Below are 22,820 nucleotides of genomic sequence, written 5' to 3'. Positions count from 1 at the left end.
GGCGGGCCGCGGGTGAGGCACGGCCCGCCGGAGCGGACTACCAGCCTCAGGCCGGGCCGCAGACCTTCATCGCCGCATCCAGCAGCGTCCGGCCGGTCTGGCCGTTCCGCTCGGCCCAAGCCTGCCAGAGCGGCTGCAATGCCGCACCGGCCTTGTCCATGTCATCCTTGCTCGGGGTGACGAGCGCGACGCCATTGTCACTGAGATTCTTGCGGGCAAGCTCCTCGTTCTCCTGCGACATCGCGTTGTATTTCGGCCCCCACTCCGCAAACTTTTCGCGCAGGATAGCCTGGATATCCTCCGGCAGCTTGCCGAACTCCTCGCCGTTCACCAGCATCATCTGGTGGCCCATCGTCATGTTGACCATGTAGCCGGTCTTGACGATGTCATAGGCACGCCAGTCGTTGGCCGACAGGGCGGAGGTGATCGCACCATCGATGGTGCGGCGTTCCAGGGCGGGAATGACTTCCGCGGATGTGATGGAAACCGGGCTGCCGCCGAGCAGCTTGATCATCTCCACCTGCTCGGGATTCCAGGTACGCACCTTCAGACCGGAGATCTCGTCCAGAGAGCCGATCTCCCGGTTGAGCCACAGATTCTGCGGCGGCATCGTCCACTGAACCCCGGCAACGATATCGAACTTCTCCTGCATCACCGCCGAGACCGTGGGAGCAATCTCGCTGGCGGCCGCCTCGAACTCCTCGAACGAGGTGCACAGGAACGGCATCGACAGGACGTTCAGCTCCGGCACGTCGCCAGACGCGAAGCCCACCGCCACATCGCCCATCTGAACCTGGTTGGTGGCAACGCTGCGCACCACATCGGCCGCCTTGTATGGCAACTCGCCTGCGGTGAAGATCGTGATCTTCAAGCGCCCATCGGTTGCAGCCTCGACATCTTGGGCAAAAGCCCTCGTCAGCTGCGTCGGCTTGTCATTGGTGGGAAAGTAGGTGAAATACCGCCACTCGAACTCTTGCGCAGAGGCTGAAGAAGCCAGCATTGCGGCAGAAACCCCAAGACCGAGCAACTTGATCAATTTAGCCGTGTTCGATTTCATCACACAGTTCCCCTCTCATTTCCCGGTCATACCCGGGATTTACTGATTTTTATTTTTTCTAAACCGCATCCTCCCGATCAGGAGACCACCGTCACCCAAATGTGTCAAAGCTGTAAATTGCCGGCGAAACGAGGGCGTTTCACAGCTCGTGGTCGGGTCTTCAGGCAGCAGAACGCACGCTCCGAAAGCCCCAAAGGACCTCCGGATGCCGGCGAAAATCGCTTGAAAGGTAAGACCCGCGGCCGGACGGCGTTCAGCGCTTGGTGCGCACGGGAGGCGGGAGCACATTCGGCGCAGCAGCCGTGGCCGAGCGGCCCGACTGGTCATACATCGCCGTCATGGTTTTCAGGAAAAGCGTGACCTGCTGCATTTCGGTCGAGGACCGCCCCTCGATGAACCATTGGATGTTCGGCACGAGGAACTCATCCCGCACCCGGCGATATTCGTCGCAGGTCTGGTCGCCCAGTTCCGTGGTCTCATAGTGGCTTTCCCTGCCGCGGCGATGCACGCGGGCAAGATCCGCAGCCAACAGCTTCTTCAGCGAGTAAGAAACCAGGTGCGTGTCGTCGATGTTGAGCACCATGCAGATTTCCGCGAGCCGCCGCCCTCGTGCCCGCAGATTGATTCCGTGCAGCACAAGGATGTCCATCGGGCTCAATCCGCGTGTACCGCTGGCGGACATGCAGATCTCGACCCACTTGTGAAACCCGAAGGAGAGATTGACGATCGCGAACTCCAGATCACTGAGGATCCGGCTGAACTCCTGTACGGATTGCGTCTTCCTGTCGTCGTCCATGTCCCGGTAACCTATCCACTTGCAAAGGCGCCCGTCCGTCGATCCTCAGGAGCGCACGGCAGGCCAGGATCCCGATACGAAGCATCGGGAAGCGAGACCTGGCAGAAACGGCAATTGGCCGGCCCCCAGGGTCGATCGGAGCGGAGCGGTTACCGGCAGGCCGGCATCGAAGGTGACAACAGGGTCGACCATCAAGTCAAGCAGTCGCCGGTTGCCACAGCCGGAGAGCACCCGGCGAACTGGGTCGGAACGAACCCAGTTTCACGCCTGCCGGCGCAGAAGCCAGCTGTTGATCGCAAGGGAATTCAGGTCGGGAAAACGTGGTGGGCGGTGAGAGACTCGAACTCCCGACATCCTCGGTGTAAACGAGGCGCTCTACCAACTGAGCTAACCGCCCGTCCGGCGCGGCCCGGAGCAATCCAGGGCCACCGCGGATGGAGCCTTGCGGGCAGGCCGAAGGCTGGTGCCTTTTAAGCCGAGCCGGCGGCGAATTCAACCGGTCAGATCACCGGCGCAAGATGGCGCACCCCGGCCCTCTTGCGGCCTGTGGGGCACGGAACGCACAAGGACAGCCCCCAAGAGCTCCTCGGACGCAAAACGGCCCCGGCGGGCATCCCGCAGGGGCCGTCAGCGGAAGGGTTCGAACGGTCGCGCCAATCAGGCGTTGACGGCGTCCTTGAGGCCCTTGCCGGCCTTGAACTTCGGGGTCTTCGACGCCGGAATCTGGATCGTCTCGCCGGTGCGCGGGTTGCGGCCCTCGGAGGCAGCGCGCTCGGAGACGGAGAAGTTGCCGAAGCCGATGATACGCACTTCGCCGCCGCTCTTCAGCGTGCCGGTGATCGCGTCGAGCGCTGCATCAACAGCCTCGCCGGCCTGCGCCTTGGTGAGGCCCGTCTTCTCTGCGACAGCGGCGATCAGGTCGTTTTTGTTCATGGCAGTCCCTTTCCTGGAAACAGCAAGCCCGACGATTCGTGACAGGCTTCGGGGAGGGACAGTCTTGCGAAATCCCGCCCGTGGCAAGCTGAAAAGCGCAGAAATCCGCGATTTTTTCGGCTTTTTGCATGACAAAGGGGCGCCTGCTGACGCCGGCGCCCCTTTTCCTGTGAATAAGCGGTGGATCAGTGGGCGACGAACTTCGCCGCATCATCCTCCTGCACCACCGACTTGGCCGCCGCATCGGCCGCTGCCTCGTCCCATTCGATGGGCTCCGGCGTGCGAACCAGCGCGGTTTTCAGCACCTCTTCCATCCGCGCGACCGGAATGATCTCCAGCCCGTTCTTGACGTTGTCGGGGATGTCCGCAAGGTCCTTGGCATTGTCCTCGGGGATCATCACCGTGGTGATGCCGCCCCGCAGCGCGGCCAGCAGCTTCTCCTTCAGACCGCCGATCGGCAGGATCCGCCCACGCAGGGTGATCTCGCCCGTCATCGCCACATGGCGGCGCACCGGAATGCCCGTCATCACAGAGATGACGGCAGTGGCCATGGCGATGCCGGCCGACGGACCATCCTTCGGCGTCGCGCCTTCCGGCACGTGCACGTGGATGTCGCGCTTGTCGAACAGCGGCGGCTCGATGCCGAAATCCACGGCCCGCGAGCGGACATAGGACGCCGCAGCCGAGATGGACTCCTTCATCACGTCGCGCAGGTTGCCCGTGACGGTCATCTTGCCCTTGCCGGGCATCATGACCCCCTCAATGGTGAGCAGCTCGCCCCCCACCTCGGTCCAGGCAAGACCGGTGACGACACCGACCTGGTCCTCGAGCTCCGCCTCGCCGTAGCGATAGCGCGGCACGCCCAGGAACTCCTCGACGACGGCCTCGTCGACCTTGATGGCCGGCTTGTCGGACATCAGGATCTCCTTGACCGCCTTACGGGCAAGGGTCGCCAGCTCGCGCTCCAGGTTACGCACGCCCGCCTCGCGGGTGTAGCGCCGGATCACCTTGCGAAGAGCCTCGTCCGACACCTCGAACTCACCCTTGCGCAGCCCGTGGTCCTTCTCGGCCTTGGGCAGCAGGTGACGACGGGCGATCTCCACCTTCTCGTCCTCGGTGTAGCCGGCGATGCGGATGATCTCCATCCGGTCCATCAGCGGCGCCGGGATGTTGAGGGTGTTGGCCGTGGTCACGAACATCACGTCCGAGAGGTCATACTCGATCTCCAGGTAGTGATCCATGAAGGACGAGTTCTGCTCCGGATCCAGCACCTCCAGCAGGGCCGAGGACGGATCGCCGCGGAAGTCCATGCCCATCTTGTCGATCTCGTCGAGCAGGAAGAGCGGGTTGGCCTTCTTCGCCTTCTTCATCGACTGGATGACCTTGCCGGGCATCGAGCCGATATAGGTGCGCCGGTGACCGCGGATTTCCGCTTCGTCACGCACGCCGCCGAGCGACATGCGCACGAACTCGCGGCCCGTCGACTTGGCGATGGACTTGCCGAGCGAGGTCTTGCCGACACCCGGAGGGCCGACAAGGCACAGGATTGGGCCCTTCAGCTTGTTGGCGCGCTTCTGCACGGCGAGATACTCGACGATGCGGTCCTTGACCTTCTCCAGGCCGTAGTGGTCCGCGTCCAGCACCTCCTGGGCATGCTTGAGGTCGTGCTTGACCTTGCCCTTCTTGCCCCACGGAATGCCCAGCAGCCAGTCGAGATAGTTGCGCACGACCGTGGCTTCCGCCGACATCGGGCTCATCTGCTTGAGCTTGCGCAGCTCCGCATTGGCCTTCTCGCGCGCTTCCTTCGACAGCTTGGTCTTGGCGATGCGCTCTTCCAGCTCGGCCACCTCGTCGCGGCCTTCCTCGCCGTCGCCGAGCTCCTTCTGGATCGCCTTCATCTGCTCGTTCAGATAGTACTCGCGCTGGGTCTTCTCCATCTGGCGCTTGACGCGCGAGCGGATGCGCTTTTCCACCTGCAGGACGGAGATCTCGCTCTCCATCAGACCGAGCACACGCTCCAGACGACCGGCGACGGAGGTGATCGCGAGGATCTCCTGCTTCTCCGGGATCTTCACCGCCAGATGCGAGGCGATGGTGTCGGCGAGCTTGGAATTGTCGTCGATCTGGCCGATCGCGCCGAGAACCTCGGGCGAGACCTTCTTGTTGAGCTTCACGTAATTGTCGAACTCGGCAACGACCGAGCGCGACAGCGCCTCCACCTCGACCGTGTCGGTGTCGGTGTCGGGCAGCTCTGTGGCATGCGCCTCGAACAGGTCGCTGCGATCCGTGAAGGACGAGATGCGGGCGCGCGACACGCCTTCCACCAGCACCTTCACCGTGTTGTCCGGCAGCTTCAGCAGCTGCAGCACGGTGGCGAGCGTGCCGACCTCGTAGATGTCGGAGGGCGACGGCTCGTCGTCGGAGGCGTTGATCTGCGTCGCAAGCAGGATCTGCTTGTCGGCGCTCATCACCTCCTCGAGGGCGCGGATCGACTTCTCGCGGCCGACGAAGAGCGGCACGATCATGTGCGGGAACACGACGATATCGCGCAAGGGGAGGACGGCATGGAGGGTGGTATCGCCCTCGGTCCGCGCATCGAAATCAGTCATGGGTCTTCCTTTCCTTGCGAACCCGCCGCCCCGGGGAGTGGCAGACACGACGGGCGCATTACGGAAGCGGTGCCAGGATCATCTCGCCACTGCCCGGCCGTTGGCCGATGGGAGCTAGCGTCCAGACCGGCCGACCACCATCGCCCCGTTTGCCGGGCACGGCGGCGGTCGCCCCGCTTGCCTGTTATGCCAATAGGTGGCGAGCCCCCCGCAACGTGTCAAGGCACGCTGACCGCGCGGGCGCCCCGCGTTAGCTTCGAGTCTAAGCCCAAACCGGTTTGATTCGCCGAAAAACTGCGCTTCCGCCGGCATAAAAAGCCAGAAATCCGGGGAAATCGGTTACCCGACTTCCGCAGCGTAATCTCAGGACACTCCGCAACGGGTCCTTTGACGGCAAAAGCCCCGGACCGTTGCCGGACCGGGGCCTTCAAGATCACGAGGCGGAAGAAACGCTGCCTCAGGCAGAGGTGGCCGAAGTCTCCGCACGATCCTCGTAGATGTAGAGCGGACGCGCCTCGCCGGTCACAACCTCGGCCGAGATCACGACTTCCTTGACGCCCTTCAGGCCCGGCAGCTCGTACATGGTGTCGAGCAGGATCGACTCCAGGATGGAGCGCAGGCCACGGGCGCCGGTCTTGCGCTCGATCGCCTTGCGGGCCACCGCCTTCATCGCCTCGTCGTGGAACGTCAGCTCGACGTTCTCCATCTCGAACAGGCGCTGGTACTGCTTGACCAGGGCGTTCTTCGGCTCGGTCAGGATCTGGACCAGGGCTTCCTCGTCGAGGTCGCCCAGTGTCGCGATCACCGGCAGACGGCCGACGAATTCCGGGATCAGGCCGAACTTCAGCAGATCCTCGGGCTCCAGCTCTTGGAACAGCTCGCCGGTGCGCCGGTCTTCCGGAGCCTCGACATTGGCCTTGAAGCCGATCGAGGTCTTGCGGCCGCGCTCGGAGATGATCTTCTCCAGGCCCGCAAAGGCACCGCCGCAGATGAACAGGATGTTGGTCGTGTCCACCTGCAGGAATTCCTGCTGCGGGTGCTTGCGGCCACCCTGGGGCGGCACGGAAGCCACAGTGCCTTCCATGATCTTCAGCAGGGCCTGCTGCACGCCCTCGCCCGACACGTCGCGGGTGATCGAGGGGTTGTCGGCCTTGCGGCTGATCTTGTCGACCTCGTCGATATACACGATGCCGCGCTGCGCACGCTCGACATTGTAGTCGGCCGACTGCAGCAGCTTCAGGATGATGTTTTCCACGTCCTCGCCGACATAGCCGGCCTCGGTCAGCGTGGTCGCATCCGCCATGGTGAAGGGCACATCGAGAATGCGCGCCAGCGTCTGGGCCAGCAGCGTCTTGCCGCAGCCGGTCGGACCGACGAGCAGGATGTTCGACTTGGCCAATTCCACGTCGTTGTTTTTCGACGCGTGATTCAGGCGCTTGTAGTGATTGTGCACCGCGACCGACAGCACCTTCTTCGCCGGACCCTGGCCGATCACGTAATCGTCGAGGACCCCGCGAATCTCCTGCGGCGTCGGAATGCCGTCACGGGACTTGACCAGCGAAGACTTGTTCTCCTCGCGGATGATGTCCATGCACAGCTCGACGCATTCGTCGCAGATAAATACGGTCGGGCCGGCGATCAACTTGCGCACTTCGTGCTGGCTCTTCCCGCAGAAAGAGCAGTAGAGCGTGTTTTTCGAGTCGCCGCCGCTGGCCTTAGTCATCAGGTAAACCCCGCGTGCTTCGGAAGGACTGGTCCTTCCGCTGTATCTGGCGAGAAGAACGAAGCCGTTCTTCTCTTTTCCGGAACCGGACTAGAGACCCGCCCGCACTCGTCCCGTAAATGTCATCATGCTTCCACCTCAAAAATCAATATACGTTTAAGGCGAAGCCATGGCGCCGGTCTTCTCGGACCGAACGGGACGCCGCACGCCACCCTAAGGCGGGTCCGACCCTGGCACCGTTACGTCACTTAGACTTGTCGTCGCTACCGGCAAGACCGGCCCGGCTGGTGATGACGCCATCGATCAGGCCGAACTCCTTGGCCATCTCCGGCGTCAGGAACTTGTCGCGCTCCAACGCCTCCTCGACGGCGTCCAGAGACTGCCCGGTATGCTTCACATAGATTTCGTTGAGCCGCTTCTTGAGGCTCAGGATCTCCTGCGCGTGCAGCATGATGTCCGCCGCCGTGCCGCGGAAACCGCCGGACGGCTGGTGCACCATCACCCGCGAGTTCGGCAGCGAGAAGCGGCTGCCCTTGGCACCGGCCGCCAGCAGCAGCGAGCCCATCGAGGCGGCCTGGCCGATGCACAGCGTGGAGACTTCCGGGCGAATGAACTGGATCGTGTCGTAGATCGCCAGGCCCGAGGTGACGTAACCGCCGGGCGAGTTGATGTAGATCGCGATCTCCTTGGTGGGGTTCTCGGCCTCGAGATAGAGCAGCTGCGCACAGACGAGCGTTGCCAGATGATCCTCGATCGGCCCGGTGAGGAAAATGATGCGCTCCTTGAGAAGCCGCGAATAGATATCGAACGCGCGCTCGCCCCGGTTCGTCTGCTCGACGACCATCGGCACGAGTGAGTTCACGGCGAAATCGACTGGATCCTTCATGCCTCGTCCATGCTTTGGAGGAACGCTCCCGGGCTGCACCGCTCGCGCGCAGCCACCTCTTCAAATCGGTTTGCCGCTCGCAAGCGGCCGGGAACGGTCTCGGTCTCGGTCTTGAGTCGAAAAAAGCGACACCCATTCATAAGGGATGTCGCCTCGTATCGGAAGATAGGTGCTGACGGGTCGGGAACAAGGGTTAAAAACGCAAGGAACAAGGCTGCCTTCCTCGCGAATACGGCCCCGGAGGTCATCCGGGGCCGGTCCGTCAAACCGTCAGGTCGGGAACGAGGATCAGGCCTCGTCCTCGTCTTCCGCCATCAGCTCGTCCTTGGTGACCGTCTTGTCGGTGACCTTGGCAAGCTCGAGGATGTAGTCGACGACCTTCTCCTCGTAGATCGGCGCCTGCAGGCTGGCGAGCGCCGTCGGGTTGCTGCGGTAGAAGTCGAAGACCTGCTTCTCCTGGCCCGGGAACTGGCGAACCTTCTCGTAGAGGGCGCGCTGCACCTCTTCGTCGGTCACCTTGACCTGGTTCTGCTCGCCGACCTCGGAGAGCACCAGGCCGAGACGGACCCGGCGCTCGGCGATCTTGCGATACTCGCCGCGAGCCTCTTCCTCGGTCGTCTCTTCGTCCTCGAAGGACTTGCCGGAGCGCTGCATGTCCTGCTCGACCTGGCGCCACACGCCGTCGAACTCGGACTGCACCAGACGCTCGGGCAGGTCGAACGTGTAGACCTCGTCCAGCTTGTCGAGAAGCTGACGCTTCACCTTCTGACGGGTCATCGCGCCGTACTGGCTCTCGATCTGGCCGCGGATGATCTCCTTCAGCTTGTCGAGACCCTCAAGGCCCAGACCCTTGGCGAAGTCGTCATCGATCTTCACCTCGCCCGGAGCCTGCACTTCCTTGACGACGATGTCGAAGGTGACAGCCTTGCCGGCCAGGTGCTTGGCCGGATAGTCCTCGGGGAAGGACACCTCGATGACCTTCTCGTCGCCGGCCTTCAGACCGACGAGCTGCTCCTCGAAGCCCGGAATGAACTGCTTGGAGCCGAGCACCAGCTGGCCATTCTCGTCGGCACCGCCGTCGAACGGCGTGCCGTCCAGCTTGCCGAGATAGCTCATGAGGACACGGTCGCCCTCCTCGGCCGCACCGTCCTTGGTCTCGAACGGCTTGTTGTTGTCGGCGATCTGGGCGATCTGCTCGTCGATCTCGGCATCGGAGATCTCGACCACCGGACGCTCGATCTCGACCGTCTTGAAGTCGATCAGCTCGAATTCCGGCAGGATATCGTAGCTCATCTTGAACGAGATATCGGCAGACCCCGACAGGATCGCCTCGGCGTCGCCATCCGGCAGATCGATCTCGGGCTGCAGCGCCGGCTTCTCGTTGCGCTCCTCGACCGCCTTGCGGGTGGTCTCGTTGAGAAGCTCATTGAGGATCTCGGCGGTCGCCTGGCGCCCATAGAGGCGCTTCAGGTGCGCAGCCGGAACCTTGCCCGGCCGGAAGCCCTTGATCTTCACCTTGTCCTTGAGGTCGTCAAGGTACGTATCGAGGCGGCTAGCAAGCTCAGACGCCGGAATGACGACTTTCAGTTCGCGTTTCAGCCCCTCGGCCAGCGTTTCGGTTACCTGCATGGTCGTGTGCTTCGTCCTAGATCGAGAACGTCTTTCCGACTGCTCTTGTGATTGTGTGGCCCGGCTGGGCGTGCTTGACCGGATTCGCTGCCAAAACGGGAGCGCATCGCCCAAGGCCTGACGTGGTGCGGGCGGAGGGACTTGAACCCCCACGGCTTGCGCCACCAGAACCTAAATCTGGCGTGTCTACCAGTTCCACCACGCCCGCGACGTGCCTTCAAGCGCCCGAAGTCAAGGCGCGGCCTCTATAGCACCCCGCCCGGCAGGGTCAAAGAAAAAACGGGGCTTCTCGACAGGCTGTACAGCGCAATCTGGAGCCCTCGCCCCGCCCCGCTCAGCCCGCGCGGGAAAAGAACTCCGCCAATGCCTGCCGCAGAGCCGGCTCAAGATCCTCCGCCGTCAGGGCTGGGCCCGCCAGCGCACCCGCGCGGCCATGCAGCCACACACCCGCACAGGCCGCGTCGAACCCGTCCAGTCCCTGCGCCAGCAGGCCGGTGACGATGCCCGAGAGCACATCGCCGGACCCCGCCGTGGCAAGCCAGGCCGGCGCGTTGTCGTTGACCGCGGCACGACCGTCGGGCGCCGCAACGACCGTATCCGCCCCTTTCAAGACGACGACGGCGCCACTCGCCTGTGCCCCTGCCCTCGCCCGCGCCAGTCGCGAAGCCCCGACAGCGCTCTCGCCGAAGAGACGAGCGAACTCGCCGTCATGGGGCGTCAGCACGACGTCGGCGGCCCGCGCGCCTGTGCGACGAGAGAGCGCACCGGCCAGCGCCTCCACCTCTCCGGTAAAGGATGTGATCGCGTCTGCGTCCAGCAGCACCGCCCGTTCGCCCAACAGGCAGGTCAGCGCGAGCGCCCGCGTCTCTTCGCCGACACCAGCGCCCGGCCCCAGCGCAATTGCATTGAGGCGCCGGTCGGCCAGCATCTCGCCAAGCCCCTCGCTCCCGCGAAAGGAGCGTACCATCACCGCCGTCAGATGGCTGGCATTCACCAGCGCGGCGGAGGGCGGCGTCGCCACGGTCACGAGTCCGGCCCCCGCCCGAAGCGCGGCACCAGCAGCCAGCCGCCCCGCCCCGGTGGACAGGGCCGGCCCCGACACCACCACCGCATGGCCGCGTGCATATTTGTGCCCATCGAGCCGCGGCGGGCGCAGACCCATCCCCCAAAGCTCCGGGTCGTTGCGCCAGGTCTTTCCCTGCTCGCTGCCATGCACCTCATCGAGGACCGAGGCCGGAATGCCGATATCGGCAAGCTCCACCCGCCCGGCGAGCAGGCGGCCTGGAAGCAGCAGATGGCCCGGCTTCAGACGAAAGAATGTCACCGTCCGACTGGCACGGATCGCCGGGCCCATCGCCTCGCCGCTCGCCCCGTTCACGCCCGACGGCAGGTCGACCGCCAGCACCGGAACGCCCGAGCCGTTGACCCGGTCGATGGCCTCGCCCGCAACGCCCTCGATCGGACGCGAGAGCCCTGCTCCGAACAGCGCGTCGATCACCACCGACGCCTGCCCCGGCACACGGTCCAATGTGTCCTGCGACAGGATGCCGACAGTGAGGCCTGCCGCCTGCATCTCGGAAAAGGCGAGCGCCGCATCGCCCGACAGGCGCTCGGGATCGCCGAGCAGCAACAGCTCGACGCGGTAACCCCGCTGGCGCAGTACCTTCGCGGCAACGAATCCGTCGCCGCCATTGTTGCCGGGGCCGGCCAGCACCAGGACTTGTCCCGAGTGCCCGGCCATGCGGCTGCAGGCATCGGCCACCGCCAGCCCCGCGCGCCGCATCAGCTCGATGCCCGGCACGCCGCCGGCAATGGCGAGTGCATCCGCCCGGCCCATCTCGCCGGGTGTGAGAAGTTCGATCAAGCACCGCCTCCGGCAATCACCACCGCCTGCGGCTCGGACAGCTCGATCAGGTTGCCGTCGGGATCGCGTATATAGACGGAGCGGAGCGGCGACTGGGCACCGGTACGCGAGACCGGCCCCTCCTCGATCGTCACGCCGGCCTCTTTCAGCCGTGCGATCGCCGCCTCGAGCGAGGCCACCAGAAAGCACAGGTCGCCCGATCCGGCCGTCGGCTTGCGCGCGGCCGGAGAAAACTCCGCGCCCGCCTTGTGCAGGTTGATCTTCTGCGCACCGAAATGCAGCGCCCGTCGGCCGCCGCCGAACACCACCTCTTCCATGCCCAGCACGCCACAATAGAAACTGACGGTCTCGTCGATATCAGCGACCGTCAGGACCAGGTGGTCGAGCGCCTCGATCTGCATCCGTATCTCCCTGTCGTTCCCCAAACGCTTGATGCGACGCGCCTCCACGCAGGACGCCGTCGCGCCACACCCGATGTTTGGCCGATTGGCACAGGCGCGCAAGCCGCTTTCGGGCAAACGCCCCCGGGCCTGCCCGCCAATTGTGCGAAACGGTCACGATCGAGGCAGCCCCGCCGGAGCTCCAACCCCGGAAAAGGTGGATTTTATGCCGCCAGATTCGCCTATTTATTGTTCAGCCCGCACAGTATTTAATCACCGCTGTGATACCGAACGCTGGACGGCCCGGAAAACCCTGCTGGAATTGCCCGATTTGCAGGCTCTTTTTTCGGCAAGCAAACTTGGCACGGGGCATGCTAGTCAGGAGTTGGCACAGGCCCGGAACGGCCGGCATTTCGAAACCGAATGACGCGAAGTGGCGGAGGCGATGAAAAAAATCGAGGCAATTATCAAGCCGTTCAAGCTCGATGAGGTCAAGGAGGCTCTCCAGGAGGTTGGCCTTCAGGGCATCACCGTGACCGAGGCCAAGGGCTTCGGCCGCCAGAAGGGCCATACCGAGCTCTATCGCGGCGCCGAATACGTGGTCGACTTTCTTCCCAAGGTGAAGGTCGAGATCGTGCTGACCGACGACCTCGTCGACAAGGCCGTCGAGGCGATCCGCAATGCCGCCCAGACCGGGCGCATCGGCGACGGCAAGATCTTCGTCTCCACCATCGAGGAGGCCGTTCGCATCCGGACCGGCGAGACCGGCACCGACGCGATCTGAGGCTCTGGCCGGACGACGGCCGAAACTTCCGGGCAGACCGGCAGATCCTGAAGCGGACTGCACGGCGGCCCATATGCAAGAACCCTAACGGGACCGACCCCAAGGAAAACAGGGAACATCTTAAATGACGAGCGCCAGCGACATTCTCAAGCAGATCAAGGACAAGGACATCAAGTTCGTCGACCTGCGGTTCTCCGATCCGCGCGGCAAGCTGCAGCACGTGACCATGGACGCAGGTCTGGTCGATGAGGACATGTTCGCTGAAGGCGTCGCCTTCGACGGCTCGTCCATCGCCGGCTGGAAGGCGATCAACGAGTCCGACATGACGCTCGTGCTCGACCCGGACACCGTCCATGTCGATCCGTTCTTCGCTCAGTCGACGATCTCGATCATCTGCGACATCATCGACCCGGTCTCCGGCGAGGCTTACAACCGCGACCCGCGCACGACGGCCAAGAAGGCCGAGGCCTATGTCAGCTCGCTCGGCATCGGCGACACCGTGTATGTCGGCCCGGAAGCCGAGTTCTTCATCTTCGACGACGTGCGTTTCTCGGCCGACCCGTACAACACGGGCTTCAGGATCGACAGCATGGAGCTGCCGTCGAACATGGGCTCCGAGTACGAGACGGGCAACCTCGGCCACCGTCCGCGCACCAAGGGCGGCTACTTCCCGGTTCCCCCGATCGACAGCTGCCAGGACATCCGTTCCGAGATGCTGACGGTCCTGACCGAAATGGGCGTCACCGTCGAGAAGCACCACCACGAGGTGGCGGCTGCCCAGCATGAGCTCGGCATCAAGTTCGACACGCTGACCCGCAATGCCGACAAGATGCAGATCTACAAGTACGTCGTGCACCAGGTCGCCCATGCCTACGGCAAGACCGCGACCTTCATGCCGAAGCCGGTCTTCGGCGACAACGGCACCGGCATGCACGTGCACCAGTCGATCTGGAAGGACGGTAAGCCCGTCTTCGCCGGCAACCAGTACGCGGATCTGTCGGAGAGCTGCCTGTACTACATCGGCGGCATCCTGAAGCACGCCAAGGCCCTGAACGCCTTCACCAACCCGTCGACCAACTCCTACAAGCGTCTGGTCCCGGGCTACGAGGCTCCGGTGCTGCTGGCCTACTCCTCGCGCAACCGTTCGGCCTCTTGCCGCATTCCCTTCACCTCTTCCCCGAAGGCGAAGCGCGTCGAGGTCCGCTTCCCGGATCCGGCAGCCAACCCGTATCTCGCTTTCGCGTCGATGCTGATGGCCGGCCTGGACGGCATCAAGAACAAGATCCACCCGGGCGACGCGATGGACAAGAACCTCTACGACCTGCCGCCGGAGGAGCTGAAGGAAATCCCGACCGTCTGCGGTTCGCTCCGCGAGGCTCTGGAGTCGCTCGACGCCGACCGCGAGTTCCTGAAGGCCGGTGGCGTCATGGACGACGACCAGATCGACGCCTACATCGAGCTGAAGATGGAAGAGAACATGCGGTACGAGATGACCCCGCATCCGGTCGAGTACGACATGTACTACTCGGTCTGATCCGCAAGGCTCCGGCCAAGCGATCTTCCGCAAAGACAGGAAACCCCCGGCGTCATCCGCCGGGGGTTTTTCGTTTCTTCCGCAGTACGAAGGCCGATCAGACCAGCGCGAAGACCCGGCTCGGGCCGCCCGTCGCGCCTTTGATCTTCGGGGCACCGACCACCAGCGTCGCCCCCGTGGCCGGCACCTCGTCGAGGCCGGCAAGGCATTCCAGCCCCCAGCGACCGGACGGCAACCACGTGTAGTGCGTGTCGAAGGTCTTGGAGGCGCCGTGGTCGAGCGACAACGTGTCGACGGCGATGCCGACCACGCCCTTCTCCATCAGGTAGAGGCAGGCCTCCTTGGAAAAACCGGGGAAGTGCATCGCGCCATCGGCATCGGCATTGCGATAGCGTTCGCTCGCCACATGCTGCGCCCAGCCGGAATTCATCGCGACGCAGCCGCCGGCTGGCACATCGCCATGCGCCGCCTCGAAGGCTTTGAGATCGTCGACCGAAAGCTGGTGATCGGGATCGGCAGCAGCCTTTTCGCGAATGTCGACGACGGCCAGCGGCACGATCAGCTGGTCCATCGGGATCTCGTCGGCCCCTACCCCGTCTGCCGAGAAATGCAGAGGTGCATCCAGATGCGTGCCTGTGTGCTCGTCGAGATGCCACTGGTACATGTTGAAGCCGTCCTTGGAGAACTCCGCTGTCCGCTCCATCCGCAGCTGCGGCTTGCCGAAGAAGGTCGGGAAATCCTCACCCAGCGCATGGGTCAGATCGACAGCGCGGGTGAACGAGACATCGGCAGCATGGGCCGCGCGCGGCGGCGGAAAGGCGGCGAAGACGGCAGCTCCCGCCGTCGTGCCGACGAGCCCCTTGAGCAATCCGCGGCGGCTCAGCCGGCGCGCAACGACTTCCTGGCATCCTGGAACGCACATGTCTGTTTCCCCTCTTCTGGAACAGGTTGCCTACCATCCTAGGCAGCGTTCGCGCCGGCCTGCAATCGGCCTTTCGCCGGACCGCCATGGCAGCCTTCCTCCCTCTTGCGCCGTCCCGCATTTCCGGCCATTGATCCGCCCATGCTGCAGATCACCGACCTCACCTACAGGATTGCCGGGCGTACGCTTCTCGATCGGGCAAGCGTCATGCTGCCCTCGGGCGCCAAGACCGGCTTCGTCGGCCGCAACGGCGCCGGCAAGTCCACCCTCTTCCGCCTGATCACCGGCGATACCGCGCCCGAAAGCGGCGAGATCCGCGTCCCGAAGGGCCTGCGCATCGGCCAGGTGGCGCAGGAGGCTCCTGGCACGGAACAGACGCTTGTAGAGGTGGTGCTGGCCGCCGATACCGAGCGTGCACGGCTGCTGGAGGAGGCGGAGACGGCGACGGACCCGCTGCGCATCGCCGAGATCCACACCCGCCTTGCCGATATCGATGCCCATACCGCGGAAGCGCGCGCGGCCCGCATCCTTGCGGGTCTCGGCTTCGATGCCGAGGCGCAGGCCCGCCCCTGCTCGTCCTTTTCCGGCGGCTGGCGCATGCGCGTCGCGCTGGCGGCAGTTCTGTTCTCCGAGCCGGACCTGCTGCTGCTCGACGAGCCGACCAACTATCTCGACCTGGAAGGCACGCTCTGGCTGGAGAGCTACATCGCCCGCTATCCGCATCAGGTCCTGCTGATCAGCCACGACCGCGATCTTCTCAACAAGGCGGTCGATTCCATCGTCCATCTCGATCAGCTCAAGCTGACCTTCTACCGTGGTGGCTATGACAGCTTCGACCGCCAGCGGCGCGAGTCGCTGCTGCTGCAGGAGAAGAACCGCGAGAAGCAGGAAGCCCAGCGCAAGCATATGCAGGCTTTCGTCGACCGCTTCCGCGCCAAGGCGACCAAGGCGCGCCAGGCACAGTCGCGGCTGAAGATGCTGGAAAAGATGGAGCCCATCGCCGCGGTGGTGGAAACCGACGCGCTGCCCATCTCGTTCCCCGATCCGGAAGGACGTCTTGCCCCGCCGATCATCCGGCTGGAAAACGTCGCCGTCGGCTATGGCGACACCACGATCCTGTCGCGCTTGTCGCTCAACATCGACAATGACGACCGCATCGCCCTGCTCGGCTCCAACGGCAACGGCAAGTCGACTTTCGCCAAGCTGATCGCCGGGCGGCTGGAACGCCAGTCGGGCGAGATCACCAAGGCCGCCAAGCTGAAGGTCGCCTTCTTCGCCCAGCACCAGCTCGACGAGCTGATGCCGGCGGAAAGCCCCGTCGCGCATGTGCGCCGCTTGATGCCCGATGCGCCCGAGGCCAAGGTGCGCGCGCGCGTCGCCCGCTTCGGCCTGCCGACAAGCCGGATGGAGACCCCGGCGCGCGACCTGTCGGGCGGCGAGAAGGCCCGCCTGCTGCTCGGCCTTGCCACCTTCGAGGGCCCGCACCTGTTGATCCTCGACGAGCCGACCAACCATCTCGACATCGAAAGCCGCGAGGCGTTGATTCACGCGGTCAACGAGTTCGACGGCGCGGTGATCCTCATCTCGCACGACCGACATCTGGTGGAGGCCTGCGCCGACCGGCTGTGGCTCGTTGCCGATGGCTGCGTGCGCAGCTTCGACGGCGACATGGAGGACTATCGCCGGCTGATTCTGCAGAAGGACAGACCCGAGCGCGGCAACGGGCGCGAGGCGGCGAAGAGCGCCGCAGCGGCCGAGCCGGAAGACGATCGCACTGCCCAGGAAAAGCGCCGCGAGGCCGCCGACCGGCGCGCCCGGCAGGCGCCGCTGCGCAAGGAAATCCAGGCGGCGGAAAAGGAAATGGCGCGTCTTCAGGAGAAGATCGGCAAGCTCGACGAGGCGCTTGCCGACCCGGATTTCTTCCGCAAGGATGCCGAGCGGGCGACGAAATTCGCCAAGGAGCGCGCCTATCTGGAGAAGAAGCTGGTGCGCACCGAGGAGCAGTGGCTGGAGCTCTCGACTGAGCTCGAAAGCGGCTGAACCCCGCGCGAGGAGAGACAATGGCGACGCTGACGACCATCGGCTTCGACGCAGACGACACGCTCTGGCACAACGAGCGCAACTTCCGCCTGACGGAGGAGCGCTTCACCGATCTGCTCGCCGACTATAGCGACAAGGACAATCTCACCGAACGGCTGCTCGCCGCGGAACGGCGCAACTTGCGCCTTTACGGCTACGGGGTGAAGGGATTCACCCTGTCGATGATCGAGACAGCCATCGAGGTGACGGAAGGAAAGGCGCCCGCTTCGGTGATCGGCGAAATCCTGGATGCCGGCCGCAACATGCTCTCGCACCCCGTGGAGCCGCTTCCTCACGTGGAGGAGACCCTGCAGGCCTTGAAAGGCAGCTTCCGTCTGGTGCTGATCACCAAGGGCGATCTCTTCGACCAGGAACGCAAGGTGGCGGAATCCGGTCTCGGGGATCATTTCGATGCGGTCGAGATCGTGCCGGAAAAGACCGCCGAAACCTATCGCACCCTGTTCGCCCGCCATGGCGATGGTCCGGGACGGGCCATGATGGTCGGCAACTCGCTGAAGTCGGACGTGGTGCCGGCGCTGGATGCCGGCAGCCACGGCGTCCATGTGCCCTACGAGATCACCTGGGCTCTGGAACATGCCGACGTGCCGGCCGGCCGCGACCGCTTTCACCAGGTCGCCCATCTTGGCGAATTGCAGGCCCTGCTCTCGCGGCTGGCATAAGCGGGCCGGAGGCCGGGGCTAAGCCCCTTTCTCGTCGCAGGTCTCGTCCATTTGCGGATGATACTCCAGTGCCCGGAACTTGCCCGCAGCCTTGGCCTGGTACATCGCCACATCGGCACGGCGCATGAGTTCGGCCGGGTCGATCGGCTCCTGGGTCGAGGCGTGCCCGATACTTGCCGTCACCTGCAGCTGATGGCGCCCGACGATGAAGGGGCGCGAGAACGCATCGATGACCTGTTGCGCCAGAACTTCCGGCGGCATGTCGCCTCGCTGAGCCAGCGCGAACTCGTCGCCGCCAAGCCGTCCGGCCGCGACGAAGTGATTGCCGAAGCCGGCAAGCCTGACGGCCACCGCGGCAATCAACAGATCGCCGACCGCATGCCCCCAGGTGTCGTTGACCTGCTTGAACCCATCAAGGTCCAGCATGTGCAGAGCCAGCGGACGTGAGGCAGAGGCGTCCGCGACCAGCGTTTCAAGCGTCTCGACAAAACCGCTGCGGTTGAGCGTCCCGGTCAGCGTGTCGCGCTTGGCCTCGTATTCGGCGGCAGCCGCGATCCGGCGCAAGCGCAGCGATTCGATGAAGCCGGCGGCCAGCACCATCAGAAGGAAGACGACCAGCGTTGCACCGGCCAGGACCAGCAGCGAACGATGGTTCTCGAACGCCTGGTCTCCCGGCTTCCGGCTCGGCCAGGTCAGATAGGCGAGCGCCTTGCCCGTAGGGTCCTCCAGCGCAAGGTTGAGCTTGTCGTCCGCTCTCGCGGGAGCAAGGGCGAGCCCCGCGATCTGGTAGTCGGCGGAAATCGTCGAGATGATCTCGTCGTCGATGGTCTTGAACAGGAACAGGACGGGCGCATCGGGAACAGGCCCTGCGAAAGGCTGGATCGTCATTGCAGCCGTGGAGACGACGTCACCGTCCATCGACATGAAGGCAGTGACCGGCATGTTCGTGGCCTTGGCGCGCCGTACCTGCTCGAGGATCAACGCCGCCACCTCGCCGGAGGGAGAAAACGGCGCTCCCTTGTCATAAGCGGCGATCACCGTCAGGTCCGGGCGGTAGACGATCAAACCGTCGTAGAGCGGGTAGTTGACGGTCGGGTCTCCCCACGTCTGACGGATCCAGTTGGCGCCGTCGCTGGAGCTTACCGCTTCATACCCCTCGTCCCACAAGGAGTTGTCGCGCACCACCATCGACAGCCCACGCCCCAGCGTCGCAACGGCAGCGGCGGCGGCCGAGATCGCACGCTGGTCATCGATGTCATTCGCCGTGTGCCGCATGGACAGAACGACATGCGAAACAATGAGCACCAGCCCCAGGGCGACCGCAAGAAAGAGGCCGGTCGCCGCAGAGATCGACCAGATCTGGCCATGGGTAACGAGTGGACGGGTGTCCGACCGCGGCAGCGCGCCGCCTCGAGCCTTATCCTGTCCCATCACGCTCAATCCACCTCGCGCACTCTTCGCCGTCCACGGGAACCGTTCCACGCCGTTTTGACGCGCGACCCGACGCTCGATCGAACCTCACGGCTCGCCTGCGTAAGCCTTTTTACTTAACTTAGTTCATATACATCGACACTTCATCCCTGATGCGCCGGCCTCGGCATTATTCCGTCCGCCGCCAGACGTCACGGACATGCCCAATAACGCGCTCCCCCTTGCGGATCTCGTAAGGGTGGCGGTCGATGCGCTCCAGCCCCAGCGTGGAAAAGCGCTCGAGCTCGGATGGCGTCAAGGGCCAGGGAGGCCCGTCCGGCATACTCCCTTCTGGTGCCGTGCGTGTCAGCACCAGGAGCCTGCCGCCCGGCGCAACGAGGGAGGCGACGGCGGCAAAGGCGCGCTCGCGCAGATCCTCCGAGAGCGCCTGCAGCGTATAGCATTCATGCACCAGATCGAAACCGCCGGACCACTCGGCAGGCAGGTCGAACAGGTCGCCGGCGCGGTAATCGACAGTGCTTTCGGGGAACCGCTGACGCGCCCATTCCACCGCCCTTTGCGACAGGTCGAATCCGGTGGTGCGATAGCCGGCCGCTGCCAGCGCCTCGGCGTTGTCGCCGAGCCCGCACCCCACATCGACGGCACGCGCGCCTTTGCCAGGATGCGCGGCCAGCCAATCGACCAGCTCCGCCTTGGGAGCAAGATCTGCCCAAGGCACGGCAGCCGCGTCGCCGCCGGCCGTCTCGTAGACCGCGTCGAACCAGGCGGAGCGATCCTCCCGCTTGCCGCCCTTGGCGCCGAAAAGCCCGTCGAGCCGTTCGCGCGCCGCATCCCGCCGGTCCATGAAGCCCGGCTTGTCCGCCCCCTCCCCGCTCATGCCTTCTTCTCCCAGCGCCCGGCCTCGTTCTGCTGCCAATAGGTGATATCGTGCCCCGCCTCCTTCATCGCCTTCCAGTGCCGACGGGCATCCGCGACGGCTTCCGGGTCCTGCCCGTCGAACAGGAAGACCCCGCGCTGATAGGGAGCGAGATCGGGCGGGCTCGCCCGGTCGACGACAAAGCGAACCACCGCGCCGTTCGGGTTTTCCTCGCCATCGGTCAGGTAGATCGGCTGCGCCTGCGCATGCCCGTCGGCCGCCGTGCCGTGCGGCAGGAAGGCATCGTCGCGATAGGTCCACAGCCACGAATCGAGCGCCTCGCACCGTTCGCGCGAGCCGGCCTGGACGACGCAGCGCCAGCCCCTGCCAAGACAGGTCTCCAGCAGGGCGGGCAGCGCCTGCTCCAGCGGCTGGCGGGTCAGATGATAGAACAGAACCTCGCTCATTCCGCTCCCCGCTTGTGCAGTGCGGCAGTCCTGCAACAGCCTTGGTGCGAAGTGCCGTGGGGTGAGAAACGGGCTTTGATTTGCCAATGATTCACGATTAACGGTTTCCCAACTTCGGCCCGGCAGAGTGATGACCGGGCTGGACCCGGCCGATTCGGCAAACGCTTCGCGCCACGCGCTGTTCCCTCATCTTTCCTGTGGTTGCCGTCACAACGGCCTCGGCAGGAACGGGATAGCTTGGGCCAGACGAAAGCGAATGCCGGGACGGTAGAGCCGTCACCGCGCCGGGGCAACGGGAGACATTCGATGGCTGTGCGGATTGCTTTGTTTTTCGGTCTCGTGCTCGGTCTCGCCGGCGTGACCACGGCGATGGGAACGGTGGTTGTGGAGCCGACGGGCGGCGCCTGCGAATCCTACAAGACCTGCTGAAGACACTCCGCCCCTGCGGCACCGCAAACGGTGCCACCAGACGGACGGAACGAAAAAACCCGCCACCAGGCGGGTTTTTTGTTGCCTGCAGCACCAGGGCCCGGCACAGCCGCGGGACGCCCCGCGACCATGCCGTCCCTCTGCCTCAGCCTTCGTAGTGATCGCGCACGAGACGGTCGAGCAGGCGCACGCCGAAGCCCGAAGCCCATCCCTTGCTGACGTCGGTTTTGGGGCTGCCCATCGCCGTGCCGGCAACGTCGATATGCACCCATGGCACATCGTTGACGAAGCGCTGCAGGAACTGCGCGGCCGTGATCGAGCCGGCGGAGCGGCCGCCGGTGTTCTTCATGTCCGCATTCGGCGTGTCGATGAGCTTGTCGTAGTCCTTGGACAGCGGCAGGCGCCACACCCTCTCGTCGGTGGCCAGCCCGGCCTCGGTCAGCCGTGCGGCAAGCTCGTCATTGTTGGAGAAGATGCCTGCGTGCTGGCTGCCGAGCGCGATGATGATCGCACCAGTCAGCGTCGCCAGATTAATCATGAAGGCAGGCTTGAACCGGTCCTGCGTGTACCAGAGCGCATCGGCCAGCACGAGGCGGCCTTCCGCGTCGGTATTGATGATCTCGATGGTCGCACCCGACATCGCCGTGACGATATCGCCGGGCCGCTGCGCCTTGCCGTCCGGCATGTTTTCCACCAGGCCGATGACGCCGATGACATTGACCTTGGCCTTGCGGGCGGCCAGCGCGTGCATCAGGCCGGTCACCGCAGCGGCGCCGCCCATGTCGCCCTTCATGTCCTCCATCGAGGCTGCCGGCTTGATGGAGATGCCGCCGGTGTCGAAGACGACGCCCTTGCCGATGAAGGCGAGCGGGGCCGCGTCCTTCTTGCCGCCGTTCCAGCGCATGATCACCATGCGCGGCGGGCTCTCCGAACCCTGCGCCACGCCGAGCAGCGCATTCATCTTGAGCTTCTTCATCGCCTTCTCGTCGAGGATCTCGATCTCGACGCCGAGCTTTGAGAGCTCGCTCGCGCGGTCGGCGAATTCGACGGTCGTCAACACGTTGGCCGGCTCGTTGACGAGATCCCGGGCAAGCAGCGTGCCGTCGCTCACGGCATCGGCATCGGCCCAGGCCTTCTTCGCCGCCTTGGTATCGTCCACCAGCAGCGACACCTTGACCGAACCGCCGGCCTCCTCGTCGTCGCCCTTCTTGCTCTTGTAGCGGTCGAAGACATAGGCGCGCAGCTTCATGCCCATCGCAAAGGCCGCCGCGTGACCGGCCGCGACAGCCCCGCCCGGCGTCTCCAGCAGCACCTCGGCGGCCTTGGCCTTGCCGAGCTTGCCCATCACGGTGCCGCCGAGCGCCGCCCAGTCGTTGTCGTCGAGCGCGGCAACACCGTCCGCCTTGCCGAGGCCGACGACCAGAAGCCGGTCGACGCCGAGGCCCGCAGGCGCGAGAAGATCGAGCACGGTCTTCGACTTGCCGGAAAAGCCCGCAGTGTCGGCCGCACGCCGGATCAGCTCCAGCGCCCCATCCCCAAGACCGGCCGCGGTGGCCCCGGTTGCCAGCTTGTCGTCGGCGAGAATGACGGCCACGCCCTTTTGCGGAGCCGCGGGTTTTGCGAAAGAGATCTTGGGGAGCAAGGGGAAACCTCATGTCTGGCAGGAATGGAGGAAATCCGGAGCGGTGTGCCCGGCTCATGCCAGCCGCAAACCCGCGGCGCGCCATGGCGGCCAGGCGGATTTCCGCCCGGAAAGTCCTG

At 64.7% G+C, this 22,820-nt stretch carries 19 protein-coding genes and 2 tRNA genes; 5 read left to right on the top strand and 16 right to left on the bottom strand.

The window, feature by feature from the left end; all coding sequences use genetic code 11:
• Positions 1-46 precede the first annotated feature (46 nt).
• From ACVJ6E_RS07370 to ACVJ6E_RS07320, 11 genes are all read right to left on the bottom strand, one after another.
• Positions 47-1,000, bottom strand: coding sequence for a TRAP transporter substrate-binding protein DctP (locus tag ACVJ6E_RS07370; RefSeq protein ID WP_158592626.1), 954 nt, complete (start codon positions 998-1,000; stop codon positions 47-49).
• A gap of 310 nt (positions 1,001-1,310) precedes the next feature.
• Complete coding sequence (locus ACVJ6E_RS07365; RefSeq protein WP_120267695.1) at positions 1,311-1,853, bottom strand: winged helix DNA-binding protein; 543 nt, start codon at positions 1,851-1,853, stop codon at positions 1,311-1,313.
• A 321-nt stretch (positions 1,854-2,174) separates the two neighbouring features.
• Positions 2,175-2,250 (bottom strand) — tRNA-Val (locus ACVJ6E_RS07360).
• A gap of 260 nt (positions 2,251-2,510) precedes the next feature.
• Positions 2,511-2,786 (bottom strand): HU family DNA-binding protein, encoded by a 276-nt coding sequence (locus ACVJ6E_RS07355; RefSeq protein ID WP_067215746.1) that lies wholly within the window; start codon positions 2,784-2,786, stop codon positions 2,511-2,513.
• A 185-nt stretch (positions 2,787-2,971) separates the two neighbouring features.
• On the bottom strand, positions 2,972-5,395 hold the full coding sequence (gene lon / locus ACVJ6E_RS07350; protein ID WP_120267694.1) for an endopeptidase La: 2,424 nt from the start codon (positions 5,393-5,395) through the stop codon (positions 2,972-2,974).
• 457 nt (positions 5,396-5,852) lie between these two features.
• Positions 5,853-7,118 carry an ATP-dependent Clp protease ATP-binding subunit ClpX gene (gene clpX, locus ACVJ6E_RS07345; protein WP_120267693.1) on the bottom strand — a complete coding sequence of 422 codons (1,266 nt, stop codon included), beginning with the start codon at positions 7,116-7,118 and terminating at the stop codon, positions 5,853-5,855.
• Between the two features lie 244 nt (positions 7,119-7,362).
• Positions 7,363-8,004, bottom strand: a complete 642-nt coding sequence (locus tag ACVJ6E_RS07340) for an ATP-dependent Clp protease proteolytic subunit (RefSeq protein ID WP_120267692.1) — start codon at positions 8,002-8,004, stop codon at positions 7,363-7,365.
• Between the two features lie 288 nt (positions 8,005-8,292).
• Positions 8,293-9,633, bottom strand: coding sequence for a trigger factor (gene tig, locus ACVJ6E_RS07335; RefSeq protein ID WP_120267690.1), 1,341 nt, complete (start codon positions 9,631-9,633; stop codon positions 8,293-8,295).
• A 123-nt stretch (positions 9,634-9,756) separates the two neighbouring features.
• A tRNA-Leu gene (locus tag ACVJ6E_RS07330) sits at positions 9,757-9,841 on the bottom strand.
• Positions 9,842-9,967: 126 nt separating this feature from the next.
• Entirely contained in the window at positions 9,968-11,494 is a 1,527-nt protein-coding gene (locus ACVJ6E_RS07325; RefSeq protein ID WP_120268336.1) for an NAD(P)H-hydrate dehydratase, read from the bottom strand.
• Positions 11,494-11,898, bottom strand: a complete 405-nt coding sequence (locus tag ACVJ6E_RS07320; RefSeq protein WP_120267689.1) for a VOC family protein — start codon at positions 11,896-11,898, stop codon at positions 11,494-11,496. The genes ACVJ6E_RS07325 and ACVJ6E_RS07320 overlap by 1 nt, the downstream gene beginning before the upstream one ends.
• A 424-nt stretch (positions 11,899-12,322) precedes the next feature.
• Here ACVJ6E_RS07320 and ACVJ6E_RS07315 point away from each other — a divergent pair, with 424 nt between their 5' ends.
• Both ACVJ6E_RS07315 and glnA read left to right on the top strand, forming a co-directional pair.
• A complete protein-coding gene (locus ACVJ6E_RS07315) occupies positions 12,323-12,661 on the top strand; it encodes a P-II family nitrogen regulator (RefSeq protein ID WP_067218098.1) in 339 nt (112 codons plus the stop codon).
• A gap of 124 nt (positions 12,662-12,785) precedes the next feature.
• Positions 12,786-14,195, top strand: a complete 1,410-nt coding sequence (gene glnA, locus ACVJ6E_RS07310) for a type I glutamate--ammonia ligase (protein ID WP_120267688.1) — start codon at positions 12,786-12,788, stop codon at positions 14,193-14,195.
• A gap of 97 nt (positions 14,196-14,292) precedes the next feature.
• Here the strand turns inward: glnA and ACVJ6E_RS07305 are convergent, their stop codons facing one another.
• On the bottom strand, positions 14,293-15,117 hold the full coding sequence (locus ACVJ6E_RS07305; protein ID WP_120267687.1) for a cyclase family protein: 825 nt from the start codon (positions 15,115-15,117) through the stop codon (positions 14,293-14,295).
• Positions 15,118-15,258: 141 nt separating this feature from the next.
• Between ACVJ6E_RS07305 and ACVJ6E_RS07300 the strand changes: the two genes are divergently transcribed.
• The gene (locus ACVJ6E_RS07300; RefSeq protein WP_120267686.1) at positions 15,259-17,157 is read left to right on the top strand and encodes an ABC-F family ATP-binding cassette domain-containing protein; all 1,899 of its coding nucleotides are present in this window, start codon (positions 15,259-15,261) and stop codon (positions 17,155-17,157) included.
• A gap of 20 nt (positions 17,158-17,177) precedes the next feature.
• Positions 17,178-17,876, top strand: coding sequence for an HAD family hydrolase (locus ACVJ6E_RS07295; RefSeq protein WP_120267685.1), 699 nt, complete (start codon positions 17,178-17,180; stop codon positions 17,874-17,876).
• Between the two features lie 18 nt (positions 17,877-17,894).
• Here ACVJ6E_RS07295 and ACVJ6E_RS07290 read toward each other — a convergent pair whose 3' ends face one another.
• The 3 genes from ACVJ6E_RS07290 to ACVJ6E_RS07280 all read right to left on the bottom strand — a co-directional run bounded on the left by ACVJ6E_RS07290 (position 17,895) and on the right by ACVJ6E_RS07280 (position 20,630).
• The gene (locus ACVJ6E_RS07290) at positions 17,895-19,307 is read right to left on the bottom strand and encodes a GGDEF domain-containing protein (RefSeq protein ID WP_120267684.1); all 1,413 of its coding nucleotides are present in this window, start codon (positions 19,305-19,307) and stop codon (positions 17,895-17,897) included.
• Between the two features lie 169 nt (positions 19,308-19,476).
• On the bottom strand, positions 19,477-20,184 hold the full coding sequence (locus ACVJ6E_RS07285) for a class I SAM-dependent methyltransferase (protein WP_120267683.1): 708 nt from the start codon (positions 20,182-20,184) through the stop codon (positions 19,477-19,479).
• The gene (locus tag ACVJ6E_RS07280) at positions 20,181-20,630 is read right to left on the bottom strand and encodes a DNA polymerase III subunit chi (RefSeq protein WP_120267682.1); all 450 of its coding nucleotides are present in this window, start codon (positions 20,628-20,630) and stop codon (positions 20,181-20,183) included. Before ACVJ6E_RS07280 ends, ACVJ6E_RS07285 begins: the two co-directional genes overlap by 4 nt.
• A gap of 306 nt (positions 20,631-20,936) precedes the next feature.
• On the opposite strand from ACVJ6E_RS07280, the gene ACVJ6E_RS07275 reads away from it, so the two are divergent.
• Complete coding sequence (locus tag ACVJ6E_RS07275) at positions 20,937-21,059, top strand: hypothetical protein (protein WP_266102542.1); 123 nt, start codon at positions 20,937-20,939, stop codon at positions 21,057-21,059.
• Between the two features lie 145 nt (positions 21,060-21,204).
• Here the strand turns inward: ACVJ6E_RS07275 and ACVJ6E_RS07270 are convergent, their stop codons facing one another.
• Entirely contained in the window at positions 21,205-22,701 is a 1,497-nt protein-coding gene (locus ACVJ6E_RS07270; protein WP_120267681.1) for a leucyl aminopeptidase, read from the bottom strand.
• Between the last annotated feature and the right edge of the window lie 119 nt (positions 22,702-22,820).

It is taken from the genome of Stappia sp. G46H5W (genome assembly GCF_058448995.1).
The sequence above is the reverse complement of the archived record's forward strand: the minus strand, read 5'-3'. Positions and strand labels throughout refer to the sequence as shown.